Source organism: Solwaraspora sp. WMMD406, assembly GCF_029626025.1.
Classification (GTDB): Bacteria; Actinomycetota; Actinomycetes; order Mycobacteriales; family Micromonosporaceae; genus Micromonospora_E.
Map to the genome: position 1 here is coordinate 2405388 of NZ_JARUBF010000001.1, position 16622 is coordinate 2422009.

Consider the following 16622-nt stretch of genomic DNA (forward strand, 5'->3'; position numbering starts at 1 on the left):
TGGGGTGGGAGCCATCCGGGCATCGAGAGGCGGGAAAAGGCCGTCGCGACCAGGGGTCTCCCGACAGCCGCCGACAGCCCGCCGTGACCGAACCCGACCCGGTCCGGCTCTACCGGACCGTCCGGCTGATTCGCCGCTTCGAGGAACGAGCGATCGACCTGGTCCGGTCCGGGCACATCGTCGGCGGCATCCACCCATACCTCGGACAGGAGGGGATCGCCGCCGGGGTCTGTGCCGCGTTGCGCGCCGACGACCTGGTGGCCGGCACCCACCGGGGGCACGGGCACGTGCTCGCCAAGGGTGCCGACCCGGCCGGCATGCTCGCCGAGCTGTGTGGCCGGGAGACCGGGCTCAACCGGGGTCGGGGCGGGTCGATGCACGCCGCCGACTTCGGCGTCGGGGTGCTCGGCGCGAACGCGATCGTCGGCGCGTCCGGGGCGATCATGACCGGGGCGGTGTGGGCGGCTAGGCGGCGCGGCGGTGACACCGTCGGGGTGAGCTTCTTCGGCGACGGCGCGGTCAACGAGGGGATGCTGCTGGAGGCCTTCAACCTGGCCGCGCTGTGGCGGGTACCGGTGCTGTTCGTCTGCGAGAACAACGGCTACGCCACCACCATGCCGGTCGACCACGCGGTGGCCGGCACCATCACCGGCCGGGCCGCCGCGTTCGGCATGCCGGCGTGCGTCGTGGACGGTCAGGATCCGGAGGCGGTACGGGTCGCCACGGTCGCCGCCGTCACGCGGATGCGCGCCGGTGGCGGTCCCGAGCTGATCGAGGCCACCACCTATCGCTTCGACGCCCACCACACCTTCGAGCACGCGGTACGCCTCGACTACCGCCCGCCCGACGAAGTGACCCGGGGCCGGTCCCGGGACCCGGTGGAGATCGCCGGAGCCCGGCTGACCGACACCACCCGATCCGAGGTGGACGCCGAGGTCGAGGCGACGCTCGCCGCGGCGGTCGAGTTCGCCCTGGCCGGACCGGAGCCGGACCCCGCCGACGCGCTCGCCTACCTGTACGCCAGCGGGCTGACCGCCCGGGGAGGTGGCTAGATGCCGAAGCTCTCCTACCGCCGGGCGCTGACCCGGGCGCTCGCCGACGAGCTGGCCCGCGACGACGACGTGTTCCTCCTCGGCGAGGACATCCGGGTCGCCGCGTCCACCGTCACCTCCGGGCTGCTCAAGCGGTTCGGGCCGGACCGGGTGCTGGACACCCCGTTGTCGGAACAGGCGTTCACCAGTTTCGCCACCGGCGCGGCGATGGCCGGGATGCGGCCGGTGATCGAGTTCCAGATCCCGTCGCTGCTGTTCCTGGTGTTCGAGCAGATCGTCAACCACGCGCACAAGTTCCCGTTGATGACCGGCGCGCAGTGCGCGGTGCCGGTGACGTACCTGGTGCCGGCTTCCGGCTCCCGGCCCGGTTGGGCAGGTCAGCACTCCGACCACCCGTACAGCCTGTTCGCCCACGTGGGGGTGACCACGGTGGTGCCGGCGACCCCGACCGACGCGTACGGCCTGCTGGTGTCGGCGGTGCGCTGCGACGACCCGGTCGTGGTGTTCGCGCCGGCCGGGGCGATGGAGGTCCGCGCCGACGTCGATTTCGCCGCACTGGCACCGGTGCCGCTGGGCCGGGGGCGGGTGCACCGCCCGGGCGACGATGTGACAGTGGTGGCGGTGGGCCACCTCGTGCACGACGCGCTCGCCGTCGCCGAGGAGCTCGCCGACGAGGTGTCGGCGGAGGTGTTCGATCCGCGCACGCTGTACCCGTTCGACTGGGACGGCCTGCTGGAGTCGGTGTCGCGGACCGGGCGTCTGGTGGTGGTCGACGATTCCAACCGTTCGTGTGGAATCGCCGCTGAGGTGATCGCCGCCGTGGTGGAGCGGGTGCGGCTACAGGCGCCTCCGCGTCGGGTGACCCGCCCGGACGGTGCGGTGTTGCCCTTCGCATCTGCATTGGACCAGGCGGTACGGCCGAGCCGCGAACAGCTGCGCTCCGCCATCCAACATGTCATGAAGGACGGATAAACATGATCGACGTCGAATATCGCTGGCCGGCAGCGTCGCGGGCCTGGCTGGACCTCCCTGATGACGTCCGCGCCGACATGGTGGCCGCCGGGGCGCGGGCCTGGCGGGAGGTCTTCGACGGGCGGGCCACGTACAACGAGCGGTGGCGGCTGGCCCGGCCTCCGGTGATGGACGAGACCTCGTTCAGCGTGCTCAACGCGGTCAGCGATCGGCTGGCGCAGCTGATTTTCGAGGCGTGTCGGCGGCGCGCCGGTACGGCGGGGGACCTGCGGCGACTGTTGGGGGTCGCGCGTGGCGAGACCCGGCTGCTCGACGATGACGAACCGTTGACGGAGGCCTTGCTGGAGGCGTTCCGACCGGACGTGCTGTTCTCCGACGGGGTGCCGCGCTTCGTGGAGTACAACATCGACTCCAGCCTCGGTGGCGCGTTCGACGCGGACACCACCGTACGGCGGTTCGTCGAGGTCTATCGGCGGCACGGTCTCACCGACCGGATCCGCCTGGAAGCGGCGCCGTCCGCCGTGGACCGGCGGTTCGCCGCGATCCGGGACGGGCTCGCCCTGCCCGCCGGAGCGCGGGTGGCGATGCTGCTCGACTTCGACGCCGAGTATCCGGGACTGGACGACCCGGAGCGGTTCATCCGGGTACTGGCACCGGTCGTCGAACGGGCCGCCGCGCTCGGCCTCGACCTGGTCATCGCCCCGGTGTCGCAGCTGACGCTGGACGCCCGATCCCGGTTGATCGCGCGAGGCGCGCCGGTCGACGCGGTGTTCCGCCTTTTTGTGCCGAACCGGGTCACACCAAGCGCGGGGGTCGACGCTCTGGAAACGGCACTGGGCGTCGGCACGGTCCCGATGTGGTTGTCCACCGCCGCGTGGCTGATCGCCAACAAGACCGCGTTCGCGTGGCTCTGGGACGACGCCGACGGACTACCGGCCGGCGACCGGGACCTGGTGCACCGGCACGTGCCGCAGACCTGGATGCTGACTGTGGACCTGCTGGACCGGGCCGTCGCCGAGCAACGGGACCTGGTGGCGAAACCCGCCGACGGCTCGGCCGGGGCGGACGTGTTGATCGGGAGGGAATGCGACGTCGATGTCTGGCGTGCCGGCGTGCGCCGGGCCGCCGAGCGAGGTGGTTTCATCCTCCAGCGGTACGTGCGGGCTGACGACGTGCCGTTGGATTTCGTGAACATCGAGACCGGTGAGACGGTGTCCGCGGACGTCCCGTACAGCATCGCCCCGTACCTGTTCGGCCGGGAGCCGGCGGGTGCCTGCATCCGTACCGGATTCCCCGGTTGCGACGGGGTCCTCAACCTGGCCCGTGGTGTCCTGCTCTCCGGTCTTCTGCTGGTCGACTGACGACCGCCCGCTGGGTGCTGTGGCGATCGACGTGGTCGCCGAGGCGGCGGAGGGTTTCCGCTGTCGCCACCGCGTCGCTGCGGGCGCTGCCATGACGGCCGTCGCTGCTGTACATGGAGGGGTCCGCGGTGAGCGGATGGTCGGTCAGGTGTACGTGGATGGTGCCGAGCCGATCGGCCAGTGCCTTCGTCCGGGCGGCGAGCCGGCGCATGCGCCCACCGATGCCGGCGCGCAGGGTCGCCGGCACGGCCGGGCTGTGCGAGACGTCGAACATGCCCACCGTGATGACGTCCGCGCCCGCCGCCCGCAGTGCCTCGACCATGGCGGTCAGCTCGGCGTCGACCGCGTTCGCGTCGTATGCCGGGCGGAACGCGTCGTTGCCGCCGCACACCACCAGCGCGAGGTCAGGTCGGAAGTCCACCGCCGGGGCCAGTTGCGTCGCGCGCACCTCGCGGGCCCGTAGGCCGCGTAGCCCGAGATTGAGGTACGCCAGTTCGGGGCGGACCGCGCGCAGCTCCTCGCCGACACGGTCGGCCCACTGTGTGGTTGGGTACCCCGCCATCGGCTCGCACAGACCTTCGGCCACGCTGTCGCCCAACACCACGAACCGGCGCCAGGGATGGTCGCGCAGCAACGCCGCGCTCTCTCCGGGCCGCAGGCACCACGGATCGGTCGCTTCGGTCAACGTGGACGGCATGTCAGAACAGTACCGATCGATCAGCCTGGGGGGACCGAGGTGGTGTCGGGCTCAGGGGCTGCGGCGGTGTCGGGATCAGCGGCGGGGACCCGGTTCGAGTGCAGGGCGGTGACCAGCGGGACGAGAGTCACCAGCAGGGCGAACACCGCCGATGCCAACAGGGCGGGGACGAGGCCGAAGGCGGTGACCGTCCAGCCGCCGAGCAGCGCGCCGACCGGCAGCCCCGCGAAGGCCAGGGACCCGGCGAGCCCGATCACCCGGGTCTGCAACCCGGCCGGCACCCGTTCGTACAGCGCCACACCGAGCAGCGGGTTGACCACCGCGATACCGATGCCGGACAGGAACGTCACGACCAGCACCAGCGGCAGGTTGTCGCTGAGCGCCAGCACGAGCAGGCGGGGCGCGCCGCCGACCATCGCGCCGACCGCGAAGGTCAGGTCCCGGCGCAGCCGCGCCCCGTACACGGTGAAGAGCAGATTCCCCAGCAACGCCCCGGCGGCGAACACTCCGAGCACCAGGCCCAGCCCGGCCGGGCTGCCCAGCACCTGGACGATCCACAGCGGGATGTAGACGACGACGCTGGCGTTCACCACCATGTTGAGCGCGGAGAGGACCAGCAGCATCGTCAGCAGCAACCGGTCCCGGCCCAGGTGCCGGACGCCGTCACCGAGGGCTCGCAGGTATCCCCGCGGCTCGGCGGGTGCGTTGCCGCCACCTGCGGTGGGGGAGCGGACGAACAGCCCGACCAGCGCCGCGCACACGGCGAAGGTGGCCGCGTCGATGAGGATCGCCCAGGTCACCCCGAACCACCAGATGAGCAGGCCGCCCAGGCCGGCACCGAGGACGGTGACGAGTCGGCCAAGGCCGTCGTACACGGAGGTGAGCCGGATCAGCGGCACGTCCGCTGCCAGCGCCACCGGCCGGAACATCACCTGTTTGACCCGGTCGCCGGCCCCCCGCAGCGTGCCCACCACGGCGACCAGGGCAACCAGCGCGCCGAAGCCCAGCCAGGGGGCGAGCGCCACCGCGACCATCAGTGCGGCGCTGCCCGCGTCGGCCAGGATCGAGGTACGGCGGAGACCGATCCGGTCGGCCAGTGGGGCACCCAGCGCGCTGGACAGCAGGTAGGGCAGCATCTCGGCGGCGGCGACCAGACCCATCTTCGCCGGGCTGCCGGTGGTCTCCAGCACCAGCCAGGGCAGGGCGATCACCGAGATCCGGCTGCCGAGATTGGACAGCAGGTCCGCGCCGACCAAGACGGCGAGCTCCCGCCGAGGTGTCACGCCTGGTCCTCGATCGAATACACCGGGTGCTCGACGGTCGACGGGTGCGCCCGCGCGTACCAGGCGCGCAGCGCCCGCTTGTCCACCTTGGCCGATCGGTTCAGCGGCAGCCGGTCCACGAACTCCACCCCGCCGGGCGCCCACGTGTCGCTGAGCGAGGTGGTCACCAGGTCGATCAGCTCGGCGCCGGTCACCGTCCCGCCGGAGACCGGCACCACATAGGCGTACGGCAGTTCCCCGGCCACGTCGTCGGGTACCCCGATGACCGCGGCGGCCCGGACCTGCGGGTGCCCGGCGAGCACGTCCTCGATCGGGCGGGAGTAGATCGGCCAGCTCCGTCGTCGGGTCAGGATGCGGTCGGCGAGCCGGTCGACCAGATAGAGGTAGCCGTCGGTGTCGAGGTGCCCGATGTCGTGGGTCCGTACCCAGCCGTCGACCAGCGTCCGCGCGGTCAGGTCCGGCTGGCCGTGGTAGCCGGCGAAGCGGAGGCCGGTGTGCACCCACACCTCACCGTCGACGCCGGGTGGCAGTACGGTGCCGTCCTCGGCGCGGATCTCGATCCGCACGTCGCCGTACGGCTTCCCGGCCGAACACAGCCGCTCCGGGTGCTCCGGATCCTCGGTGAGCCCGGGAAGCGCGGTCACGACGACGGCCTCGCTCAACCCGTACACGATGCGAAGCACCGGGCCGAAGCGGGCGATCGCCTGGCGTAGCCGGGCGGGCGCGGCCGGCCCGGCACCGACGTTGAACATGAACATGGCGGAGAAGTCGGCGTCGGCCAGGGCCGGGTGATCGAGCACCTCGTAGAGCATCGGCGGGGTGACGAACGTGGAGGTGATCCGCTCGGTGTCGACGGTACGGATGAACGTCTGCGGGTCCCACCCGTCACGCGGGAACAACACCCCACCGGTGAACAGGTTGAACAGGGTGGTGATCTGGCCGCTGGCCAGCCACATCGGCGAGTACGACAGATGCCGCAGCAGCGGGTACCCGGCGGAGCGGAAGTCTGCGGCCAGAGCCAGGATCTGGGCGTGGAAGCTCTCCCGGTGGTGCACCAGCTTGGGCGTGCCGGTGGTACCCGAGGTCTGGAGAAACGACTCCGGAGCCGGCCCGTCCGGCAGGTCAGCGGCGGTATCGACCTCGGAGTCGGCAGACCACGCCAGCAGGTCCGGGACCCCATCGCCCGGGCCGAGGCAGAACACCGGGACGCCTGGCAGGCCGGCGGCCAGGTCGGGACCCATGCCGCTCGGGTCCCGCGCGTCGTAGAGCAGGGCGTCCGGGCGGGCCAGCCGGGCGAACTCGTCGACCTCCCGGCGTGACGTGACCGGGGCGACCCACATCGTGCGGCAGCCCAGCAGGTGCAGGGCGAGCTGCACCAGCGGTGCCTCCACCGGGTTGCCGAGCGCGACCAGCACCCCGTCGCCAGGTCGTACGCCGTGCCGGGACAGCGCGGCGGCCAGCCCGCGCACCTCGGCGCGCACGTCGCTGTAGCGCAACCGCCGACCGTCGCCGACGATGGCCTCCCGGTCGCCGAATTCCGCGAACAGGTCCAACGCCGTGTGCACGTAGCTCGTCCGACTGCTCATCGGCGGGCACTCCCTTGTCGAGACAACGGCCTGCCGGCGGCGTGTCGAAGCCGAGTCCCGGAGTGTCCAGCTACCGTGCCGCCGACTGCGAGCGTAGGCAGTCGGCCCGGACCCGGCACAGGGCCGAACGTCGTCCCGGCCAATCGGGAGGACATTTGATCACGCCGACCAGGCTGATTGACGCCCTTCGCCGGTCGCCACTAGCTTTCCGTCCATCGCCCAGGTGAGTGCCACCAGTGGACACCAACGGCCACCAGCCTGGGCTGGCCACGATGGAGGTAGCATGTCGACCAGGAAGAGATGGCACGTCGTCGCCGCTGTGGCGGTCCTGCTGGTGGCGGGCGCCCCGGCGATGGTCGCGAGCGCCGGCCCTTCGGACACCGTCCAGCGTGGCAACACGACATGGGCGGCCAGCTGGGCTACCGCGGTCACCCGAGGCAACGCGACCGGCCTGACCAACACCGGCCTCAACGACCAGAGTGTACGAATGGTCGTGCGCACCACCGTCGGCGGACACGCGCTCCGGGTGCGGCTCAGCAACATGTACGGTGAGCAGGCAGTTCTGGTCGGGCGCGCGACCATCGCCCGACCGAACACCACCACCCCCGACGATCTGTCCGACATCGATCCGGCGACGCTACGGGAGCTGACCTTCGGCGGCGCGGCCTCGGCGACCATGAACCGGGGCGCCGAACTGCTCAGCGACCCGCTCGACTTCCCGGTCGGCGACCAGTCCGACCTGGTCCTGACACTGCACTTCCCGGTCCTGACCGGCCCGGTGACCTTCCACGGCACGTCCCGGCAGACCAGCTACATCGGTGCCGACGACCTCACCTCGGCCGCTGACGGCGCCGGGTTCACGATCCGCCCGAACTGCTGCTGGTTCTTCCTGTCCGGGATCGACGTGCAGCGTCGGCACAGCCCCGGCTCGGTGGTGGTCTTCGGCGACTCGATCGCCGACGGCAACGGCAGCACCCTCAACGCCAACAAGCGCTGGCCGGACCTGCTCGCCGACCGGCTCATCGCCGCTCGGCCCGACGTACGCACCCCGGGCGTGCTCAACGCCAGCCTGGCCGGCAACCGCCTCAATCACGAAGGCCCGGAGCCGGGCGCCGGTGGCTTCCCCGGGTACCACGAACTCGGCCCGAACGCTGTGGCGCGACTCGACGAGGACGTGTTCTCCCAGACCGACGCGCGCACGGTGATCACCCACCTGGGCATCAACGACATCTGGATGTCGGATGCCTCCGCCGACGCGATCATCTCGTCGCTGCGGCAGATCAACCAGCAGGTGCAGGCGCGCGGCCTGCGCAGCCTGGTGGCGACTCTCACCCCGTACGAGGGGCACGGCAATCCGGGGGTGTGGACGCCGGAGAAGGAGGCCACCCGGCAGGCGGTCAACGCCTACCTGCGCGGCAGCGCCGAGTTCGACGGGCTGCTCGACTTCGACGCCGTGCTGCGCGACCCGACACAGCCCAGCCAGCTGCTGCCCGCCTACGACTCGGGTGACCACATCCACCCGAACGACGCGGGCAACCAGGCGATGGCGGACGCCGTACCGCTGTGGCTGCTCCGTCTGTGACATCACGGTGCGGGCGGCGGGGTGATCCCCGTCGCCCGCACCTTTCGATCCATGGGGGACCCGACGATGACTGACGCCGTACAGGTGCTGGTGGACCGCACGGCCGGACGGGAGCGCGTGACGTGGGCGAACATCCGCAGGTAGCGGCCTACCGGGCGGCCCGTGCGGCGGCCGGTACACCACCGTTGTACACCCAGACCCTGGCGCAGGCCCGAGCCGCCGACCTCGCCGCGATCCGCGCCGGCGGCGGCGCGGTCGAACAGGTGCACGAGGTACGCGACACGCACGTCCCCGGTCCCGGTGGTGACCTGTTGCTGCGGATCCACCGTCCGGCGAGCTCCGGACCGCTGCCCACGCTGGTCTACCTCTTCGGCGGCGGCTGGACGTTGGGCAGCGTGGACACCGCCGACGGGATCTGCCGCCGGCTCGCCAACGCCGTACCCTGCCAGGTCGTCACGGTCGGCTACCGGCTCGCCCCGGAACACCCTTTCCCGGCGGCGGTACACGACTGTCACGCCGCCGTGCGGTGGATCGCGCAGCACCCGGTAGAGTTCGGCACCGACCCGGAGCGGATCGCGGTGGGCGGGGACAGCGCCGGTGGCAACCTCGCCGCCGCGGTCACCCTCCTGGCCAGGGAGACCGGCGGCCCCCGGATCGCCGCGCAGGTGCTGGTCTACCCGAACACCGACCAGACCACCGACCCGGTCGGCGACGACGACCCGACGCTGTTCAACCGCCGGTCGGTCGCCTGGTATCGCGGCCACTACCTCGTTGACCCGGCAGACGCCTACGACCCGCTCGCCTCGCCGTTGCTCGCCGCCCACCTGGGCGGTCTCCCCCCGGCGTTGGTGGTCACGGCCGAGCGCGACCCGCTGCGCGAGGAGGGGGAGCGGTACGCCCACCGGCTGCGGGAGGCCGGCGTACCCACCACCCTCAGCCGGTACGCCGGCATGATCCACGGATTCTTCGCCATGCCCGCGTCGTTCGACGACGGCCGGCGGGCACAGGACGAGGTCGCCGCCTTTCTCCGCGACCGATTCGGCTCGCCACCCGTACCGCCGTCCGGCGCAAGGCACGTCGATGGCTGAGACCGCGTCGCCGGAGGCACCCCGGCACGTGGCGGACCTGCCCGCGCCGGCCAGCCTGGCTGACTTCGCCCGCCTCGCCCAGGCCGTACTTCCGGCCGAGGTGTGGGACTTCGTCGACGGGGGCAGCGGGGCGGAGACCACCCTCGCGGCGAATCGCCGCGCGTTGGACCGGGTGGCCGTGCTACCCCGGGTGCTGCGCGGGGTCCACACCCCGAGTACGGGTGCGTGGCTGCTCGGTGCCACCCAGGCCCTGCCGGTGGCGGTCGCTCCGATGGCGTACCAGCGGCTGCTGGACCCCGACGGAGAGCTGGCGCTCGCGGCGGCGTCGGGCGCGGCCGGCGTGCCCTACATGGCCAGTACGCTGAGTAGTGAGCCGATCGAGCGGATCGCCGCTGCCGGTGGGGCGGTGTGGTTCCAGATCTACTGGCTGCGTGACCGTGGCCTCGTCGCCGACCTGCTGGACCGCGCGCACGCCGCCGGGTGCACCGCGTTGGCCGTCACGGTTGACGTGCCGATCCTCGGCCGGCGGCTTCGGGACGTCCGCAACGCGTTCGCCATCCCACCGCACGTGGTCGCGGCGAACCTGCCTACCGGCCGGGACAACCTCGCGCACGCCGCCACGCCCGGCGTCTCCGCCGTCGCCGCGCACACGGGAGCGGTCTTCGCCCCGGCGCTGAGCTGGACGGATCTGGATTGGATTCGGGCGCGTACCGCGTTGCCGCTGGTGGTGAAGGGTGTACTCGATCCGCGCGACGCGGCCCTCGCGGCGGACGCCGGCGCGGATGCCGTGATCGTCTCCAACCATGGTGGACGGCAGCTCGACGGCGCACCGGCCAGCGCGGTCGTGCTCCCCGAGGTGGTCGAGGCGGTGGGGGACCGGTGCGAGGTGCTGCTGGACAGCGGCATCCGCAGTGGGACGGACGTGCTGCGGGCCCTGGCCCTCGGCGCGCACGGCGTGTTGGTGGGCCGGCCGATGCTGTGGGCCCTGGCCGCCGGGGGCCGGGCCGGGGCGGAGTCGGCGCTGTCCCTGCTCGCCGGGGAGTTCCGCGACGCCCTGACGCTCGCCGGCTGCGCCGACCCGGCCGCCGCCCGCGAGCTGCGGACCGTCCGGGCGGACTGACCGGTGACCGCCGACCTGTTCCTGGCCGACCTGCATCCGGCGGTCGACGACCCGGCGTTGAATTCGATGAATTTCCTCAACGAGGTGGCCCAGCATTACCCGGACGCGGTGTCGCTGGCCGCTGGTCGCCCGTACGAGGAGTTCTTCGACGTCGCGGATCTGCACCGGTATCTGGACCGGTTCTGTCGGCACCTCGCCGACGATCTCGGACAGAGCCGGGAACAGATGCACCGGACGCTGTTCCAATACGGGCGCACCAAAGGCATCGTGCATCACCTGGTGGCCCGCAACCTCGCCATCGACGAGGGGATCGCCGTCGACGAGGAAGCGGTCGTGGTGACCGTCGGCTGCCAGGAGGCGATGTTCCTGGTCCTGCGGGCACTGCGGTCCTCGCCTCGGGACGTTCTGCTCGCCGTGGCGCCCACGTACGTGGGGCTCACCGGCGCGGCCCGCCTGCTGGACCTGCCGGTGCGGCCGGTCGCCAGCGGACCGGCCGGGGTGGACCTGGCGGACCTGCGCGCCCAGGTGCACCGGGCCCGGGCCGAGGGCCTGCGCCCGCGCGCCTGTTACGTGATGCCGGACTTCGCCAACCCGTCCGGGGTGAGCCTTACCGTCGCTGATCGGCGACGGCTACTCGACCTGGCCGCCGAGGAAGACCTGCTGCTCGTCGAGGACAACCCGTACGGACTCTTCCCCGCTGGCGACGGCGAGCGTCCACCCACCCTGAAGGCGTTGGACACCGCACGACGGGTGGTCTACCTTGGCTCGTTCGCCAAGACGGTGCTGCCCGGTGCCCGGGTCGGCTACGTGGTCGCGGACCAGCGGGTGGCCGCGTCGGACGGCACTGTCGGCCTGCTCGCCGACCAGCTCGCCAAGATCAAGAGCATGGTCACGGTGAACACCTCGGCGCTTGCCCAGGCGGTGGTCGGCGGTGCGCTGCTGGAGCACGGCTGCAGCCTGGTGGAGGCCACGGCGCGGGAGCGGGCCGGATATGCCCGGAATCTACGCCATCTGGTCGCCGGCCTGGCCCGGCGCTTCGGCTCCGACTCGCCGGTACGGTGGAACGTCCCGGCCGGCGGCTTCTTCCTGGTGCTCACGGTGCCCTTCGTCGTCGACGACGCCTTGCTGCACCGTTCGGCCCGTGAGTACGGGTTGCTGTGGACGCCGATGGCGCACTTCTACGACGATCGCGTTCCGGTCGACACGCTACGCCTGTCGATCAGCGCGGTCACGCCGGCCCAGATCGACCTGGGCCTGGACCGACTCGCCGCCTTGGTCGCCGACGAACTCGCCCGGGGCGGCGCGGGAGCGTCGACGAACTGAGCCGAGGTGATCTCGGATCGGGGGATGCCGCATCTATCGCTCTGCCGACATCTGTGCCAGGATTGGATCCAATGCAAGCTGGATCGGATGCCTGGCGGGCTGATCGGTGGTCAGCCTCCGTGATCAGGGAAGGGGTGCCATGCTGCGCCGCGAGGAGAACGAGCGGATCACCCGCTCCGGGCCGGGCACCCCACTCGGCCGGCTGATGCGGGCGTACTGGCAGCCGGCCGCCTTGGTCTCGGAGCTGGACCCACAGCGGCAGGTCAAGCCGGTCCGGCTGCTCGGCGAGGACCTGGTGTTGTTCACACGCGCCGACGGCGGCTGGGCCCTGGTCAGCCGGTTCTGCGCCCACCGGGGCGTCGACCTGGCGTACGGCCGGCACGAGGACGGCGGGCTTCGCTGCCTCTACCACGGCTGGCTGTACGGCCCGGACGGGCGCTGCCTGGAGCAGCCGGCGGAGCCGGCGCACAGCACCTTCGCCAGCAAGGTCCGCATCCCCAGCTACCCGTGCGTCGAGCGCAACGGCGTCGTCTTCGCCTACCTCGGCGAGGGCGACCCGCCGCCGCTGCCGCACTACGACTGCTTCCAGGCCCCCGACGAATACACCTTCGCCTTCAAAGGACTGTGGGAGTGCAACTGGCTGCAGGGCGTCGAGGGCGGCATCGACCCCAGCCACGTCTCCTTCCTGCACCGGTTCATCGACTCGGACCCCCGGGACGTCTACGGGCAGCAGTTCAGCGAGGAGGTCGCCGGCACCGGGCAGAAGCTGTCCAAACTGGTCGGCGACGCCTACCGGCCGGACATCGAGGTCGAACAGGCCGAACACGGCCTGCGGGTGTACGCGTTGCGGCAGCTCACTGACGAGATCCGGCACGTACGCATCACGAACCTGGTCTTCCCCAACGCGTTCGTGGTGCCCTTCGGCAACAGCAAGGTCTTCTGCCAGTGGCACGTGCCGATCGACGATTACCACCACTACTGGTACATGATCTTCTACGACTTCGCCGAGCCGACCGACAAGGAGGCGCTGCTCGCCCAGCGGCTCGCCGAGGTCTCCCTGCCCGACTACCGGCCGCTACGCAACCGGGCCAACAACTGGGGCTTCGACCCGGCCGAACAGCGCGACCTGACCTACACCGGGATGGGTCTGGACATCAACGTCCACGACCAGTGGGCGGTGGAGAGCATGGGCCCGATCCAGGACCGGACCGTCGAGCGGCTCGGCGTCTCCGACCGGGCGGTCACCGCCAACCGCCGGCTGCTGCTGCGCGCGATCGACGCCGTCGAAGCCGGCAACCCGCTGCCGGCCCGCCCCGCCGACGACACCGCCGCCGCCGCGCTGACCGGCCCGCTCGCCGTCGACACCATCGCCCCGACCGACGGCTGGGAACAGACCTGGCGCGACCGGGAGGCGCAGCGCCGGGCCGACTCCCCGTGGGCCGCCACCGCGGCGCGGTCGGCGGTCGCCGATGCGTAGCGTCGACGAACGCGCCGTCGCCGACGGCGGCGACGGTCACCGGGCGCTACCGATGCTCGCCGCCGACCGGGGTGGCTTCATCGACCGCCACCAGCTGTGGACCGACGCCCAGTACGCCGCCGCCGGCCAACTACGCCGCGTCGTCGACGAACTCGGCATCGAGCTGATCCGGTTCTCCTTCGCCGACCAGCACGGCGTGCTGCGCGGCAAGACGCTGACCCGTACGGCCGCCAGCGCCGCGCTGCGGTCGGGGGTGACCGCCCCGTCGTCGCTGCTGCTCAAGGACCCGTCCGGGGCGTCGGTGTTCCCGGTCTTCGCCGCCGACCCGCAGGTTCCGGTGACCGGGTTCGCCGGAGCCGGCGACATCGTGCTGGTGCCGGACCCGACCACGTTCCGGGTGTTGCCGTGGGCGCAGCGGACCGGCTGGGTGCTGTGCGACCTGCGGCTACCCGACGGCTCGTCGGTGCCGTTCTGCAGCCGGAGCCTGCTGCGCGGCCAACTCGACCGGCTCGCCGCCGCCGGATACCGGATGACCGTCGGCGTCGAGCTGGAGTTCCACGTCTTCGCCGCCGACGGTCCCGCCGACGGCGGCCTCGACGCCGACCAGGTGGGCCGCCCCACCGCGCCCGGCCGGCCCAGCGGCACCCGACCGCTGAGCCGGGGCGCGCAGCTGCTGCACGAGGACGGCCTGGACCGCGCCGACGAGATCGTCCAGCTGCTGCACCACGGCCTGACCCGGCTCGACCTGCCGCTGCGCAGCCTCGAACTGGAGTTCGGGCCGAGCCAGTTCGAGATCACCATGAGCGCCGGGGACGCGGCGGACGCCGCCGACCAGGTGCTGCTGGCCCGCTCGGCGATCCGGCAGATCTGTCGGCGGCACGGCTACCACGCCACCTTCATGTCCCGGCCGGCCGGAGCCGAGACCGCCTCCACCGGCTGGCACCTGCACCAGTCGCTGCGCGCGGTCGACTCCGGCGCGGCGGTCTTCGACCCGACCGCGCCCGGCGAGGCGCTCTCCCCGCTGGCCGGGCATTACCTGGCCGGACTGCTGGAACACGCCGGGGCGGCGGCCGCGTTCGCCACCCCGACGGTCAACGGCTACAAGCGCTACCTGCCGTTCTCGCTCGCCCCGGACCGGGTGGTGTGGGGGATCGACAACAAAGGGGCCATGGTGCGGGCCGTCGGTGCCGGCTCCGACACTGGCGTACGGCTGGAGAACCGCTGCGGCGAGCCGGCCGCCAACCCGTACCTCTACATCGCGTCGCAGCTGGTCAGCGGCCTGGACGGGATCGAGCGGCAGCTCGCTCCGCCACCAGCGGTGGAGGATCCGTACGCCGCCGACGCGCCCCGGCTGCCGGCCTCGCTGGCCGAGGCGGTGACCGCGTTGGCCGCCGATCCGGCGTTCGCCGCCGCCCTCGGCGACCCGGTGATCTCCTGGTACCTGACCCTCAAACGCCGTGAGTTCGCCCGCTACCTCGCGTACGTCTCCGACTGGGAGCAGCGCGAGTACTTCGACCTGATCTGAACGCGGGCATGTCGACCCGATCTCGAAGGAGCTACCCGATGCCGTCATCCGTCGCCCCGCTGGCCGACCTGGAGCCGTACCACGTCGACGGCGAGTGGATCGTGCCGGGGGAGCGCACCCTGATCGAGGTACGGGACCCGTCGGACGGCACGGTGATCAGCCGGGTCGCCCAGGCGACCGCCGCCGACGTGGACGCCGCCGTGGCCGCCGCCGCTCGGGCGTACGCCGACCGGCGCTGGAGCGGACTGGCCCCGCTGGAACGCACCCGGGTGCTGCACCGGCTGGCCGACCTGATCGAGGCGCATCTCGAAGAGCTGGCGGTGCTGGAGACCCGCGACAACGGCAAACCGATCGAACGATCCCGCGCCGACACCGGCGCGTCGGCCCGCGCCTTCCGACACTTCGCCGGGGCCACCAGCCGACTGACCGGCACTGTCGTGCCGATCGACGGCGGCGGCCACCACGTCTACACCGTACTGGAACCGGTCGGGGTGGCGGCGCTGATCCTGCCGTGGAACTTCCCGATCATGACCGGCAGCTTCAAGATCGCCCCGGCGTTGGCCGCCGGCTGTCCCATCGTGGTCAAGCCGGCCGAGCAGACCCCGCTGACCATGCTGCGGCTGGCCGCGCTGGCCGCCGAGGCCGGCGTACCACCGGGGGTGTTCAACGTGCTGACCGGGGACGGCGAGGTCGGCGCGGCGCTGGTGGCCCACCCCGGCGTGGCGAAGGTGTCGTTCACCGGCTCGACCGAGGTGGGCCGGGTGGTGATGGCCGGTGCGGCACCTACGATGAAGCGGCTCACCCTGGAGTTGGGCGGCAAGAGCCCGAACATCGTCTTCGCCGATGCCGATCTCGACGCCGCCGTGCTGACCGCGATGCGGGCGTCGTTCGGCCACTCCGGGCAGATGTGCACCGCCGGCAGCCGGCTGCTGGTGCAGCGTTCCATCCTGGACGAGATGACCGAACGGCTGGCCGAGGCGACCCGCCGGGTGCCGGTCGGCAACGGACTCGACGGCGGTGTGACCGTCGGCCCGCTGGTCTCCGAGGAGCAGCGGCAACAGGTGCTGTCCTACATCGAAACCGGCATCCGGGAGGGCGCGACGGTCGCCGTCGGCGGCGGTGTGCCGGACCGGCCGGGCTACTTCGTCGAACCGACCCTGTTCACCGGGGTCCGCAACGACATGGTCATCGCCCGGGAGGAGATCTTCGGGCCGGTGACCGGCGTGATCGCCTTCGACGACGAGGACGAGGCGGTCGCGATCGGCAACGACACGGCGTACGGGCTGGCGGCCGGGGTGTGGACCCGGGACCTGTCCCGCGCCCACCGGATGGCCGCCGCGCTGCGGGTCGGCACGGTCTGGGTCAACACCTACAACATCTTCGACCCGGCGTTGTCCTTCGGCGGGGTCGGTGACTCCGGTCTGGGTCGGGACCTGGGCGACGACGCCCTGCACTCGTACTGCGAACGCAAGGGCGTCGTGGTCGCGCTCTGACCGGCGGTACGGCGGTACGCCGGACCGCTGGCGGCACCAGGCCGGTCCGGCGTACCGCCCCGA

13 protein-coding genes are annotated in these 16622 nt (G+C 72.0%); 10 read left to right on the plus strand and 3 right to left on the minus strand.

Annotated elements, in window-relative coordinates:
• Positions 1-83: 83 nt before the first annotated feature.
• Genes O7632_RS10985 through O7632_RS10995 form a run of 3 tightly spaced genes read left to right on the plus strand, consistent with a single transcriptional unit; the run spans position 84 to position 3385 of the window.
• Positions 84-1052: a thiamine pyrophosphate-dependent dehydrogenase E1 component subunit alpha gene (locus O7632_RS10985; RefSeq protein ID WP_278113705.1), complete on the plus strand. Its 969-nt coding sequence runs from the start codon at positions 84-86 to the stop codon at positions 1050-1052.
• Positions 1053-2024 (plus strand): transketolase C-terminal domain-containing protein, encoded by a 972-nt coding sequence (locus tag O7632_RS10990; protein ID WP_278113707.1) that lies wholly within the window; start codon positions 1053-1055, stop codon positions 2022-2024.
• A 2-nt stretch (positions 2025-2026) separates the two neighbouring features.
• Complete coding sequence (locus O7632_RS10995) at positions 2027-3385, plus strand: hypothetical protein (protein ID WP_278113709.1); 1359 nt, start codon at positions 2027-2029, stop codon at positions 3383-3385.
• On the opposite strand, the gene O7632_RS11000 is transcribed toward O7632_RS10995, so the two are convergent.
• Genes O7632_RS11000 through O7632_RS11010 form a run of 3 tightly spaced genes read right to left on the minus strand, consistent with a single transcriptional unit; the run spans position 3336 to position 6951 of the window.
• Positions 3336-4082: an SGNH/GDSL hydrolase family protein gene (locus O7632_RS11000; protein WP_278113711.1), complete on the minus strand. Its 747-nt coding sequence runs from the start codon at positions 4080-4082 to the stop codon at positions 3336-3338. The two genes, O7632_RS10995 and O7632_RS11000, sit on opposite strands and share 50 nt — an antisense overlap.
• Before the next feature lie 20 nt (positions 4083-4102).
• A complete protein-coding gene (locus O7632_RS11005; RefSeq protein ID WP_278113713.1) occupies positions 4103-5365 on the minus strand; it encodes an MFS transporter in 1263 nt (420 codons plus the stop codon).
• Positions 5362-6951 (minus strand): AMP-binding protein, encoded by a 1590-nt coding sequence (locus O7632_RS11010; protein ID WP_278113715.1) that lies wholly within the window; start codon positions 6949-6951, stop codon positions 5362-5364. Before O7632_RS11010 ends, O7632_RS11005 begins: the two co-directional genes overlap by 4 nt.
• A gap of 283 nt (positions 6952-7234) precedes the next feature.
• Here O7632_RS11010 and O7632_RS11015 point away from each other — a divergent pair, with 283 nt between their 5' ends.
• The 7 genes from O7632_RS11015 to O7632_RS11045 all read left to right on the plus strand — a co-directional run bounded on the left by O7632_RS11015 (position 7235) and on the right by O7632_RS11045 (position 16559).
• Positions 7235-8533 carry an SGNH/GDSL hydrolase family protein gene (locus tag O7632_RS11015; protein ID WP_278113717.1) on the plus strand — a complete coding sequence of 433 codons (1299 nt, stop codon included), beginning with the start codon at positions 7235-7237 and terminating at the stop codon, positions 8531-8533.
• Between the two features lie 122 nt (positions 8534-8655).
• Positions 8656-9621: an alpha/beta hydrolase gene (locus tag O7632_RS11020; protein ID WP_278113719.1), complete on the plus strand. Its 966-nt coding sequence runs from the start codon at positions 8656-8658 to the stop codon at positions 9619-9621.
• A complete protein-coding gene (locus tag O7632_RS11025) occupies positions 9614-10741 on the plus strand; it encodes an alpha-hydroxy acid oxidase (RefSeq protein ID WP_278113721.1) in 1128 nt (375 codons plus the stop codon). The genes O7632_RS11020 and O7632_RS11025 overlap by 8 nt, the downstream gene beginning before the upstream one ends.
• Before the next feature lie 3 nt (positions 10742-10744).
• Positions 10745-12064, plus strand: coding sequence for a PLP-dependent aminotransferase family protein (locus tag O7632_RS11030; protein WP_278113723.1), 1320 nt, complete (start codon positions 10745-10747; stop codon positions 12062-12064).
• Positions 12065-12203: 139 nt separating this feature from the next.
• Positions 12204-13541 carry an aromatic ring-hydroxylating dioxygenase subunit alpha gene (locus O7632_RS11035; RefSeq protein ID WP_278113725.1) on the plus strand — a complete coding sequence of 446 codons (1338 nt, stop codon included), beginning with the start codon at positions 12204-12206 and terminating at the stop codon, positions 13539-13541.
• Positions 13534-15066, plus strand: coding sequence for a glutamine synthetase family protein (locus tag O7632_RS11040; protein ID WP_278113727.1), 1533 nt, complete (start codon positions 13534-13536; stop codon positions 15064-15066). The genes O7632_RS11035 and O7632_RS11040 overlap by 8 nt, the downstream gene beginning before the upstream one ends.
• A 38-nt stretch (positions 15067-15104) precedes the next feature.
• Entirely contained in the window at positions 15105-16559 is a 1455-nt protein-coding gene (locus O7632_RS11045; RefSeq protein WP_278113729.1) for an aldehyde dehydrogenase family protein, read from the plus strand.
• Positions 16560-16622 lie beyond the last annotated feature (63 nt).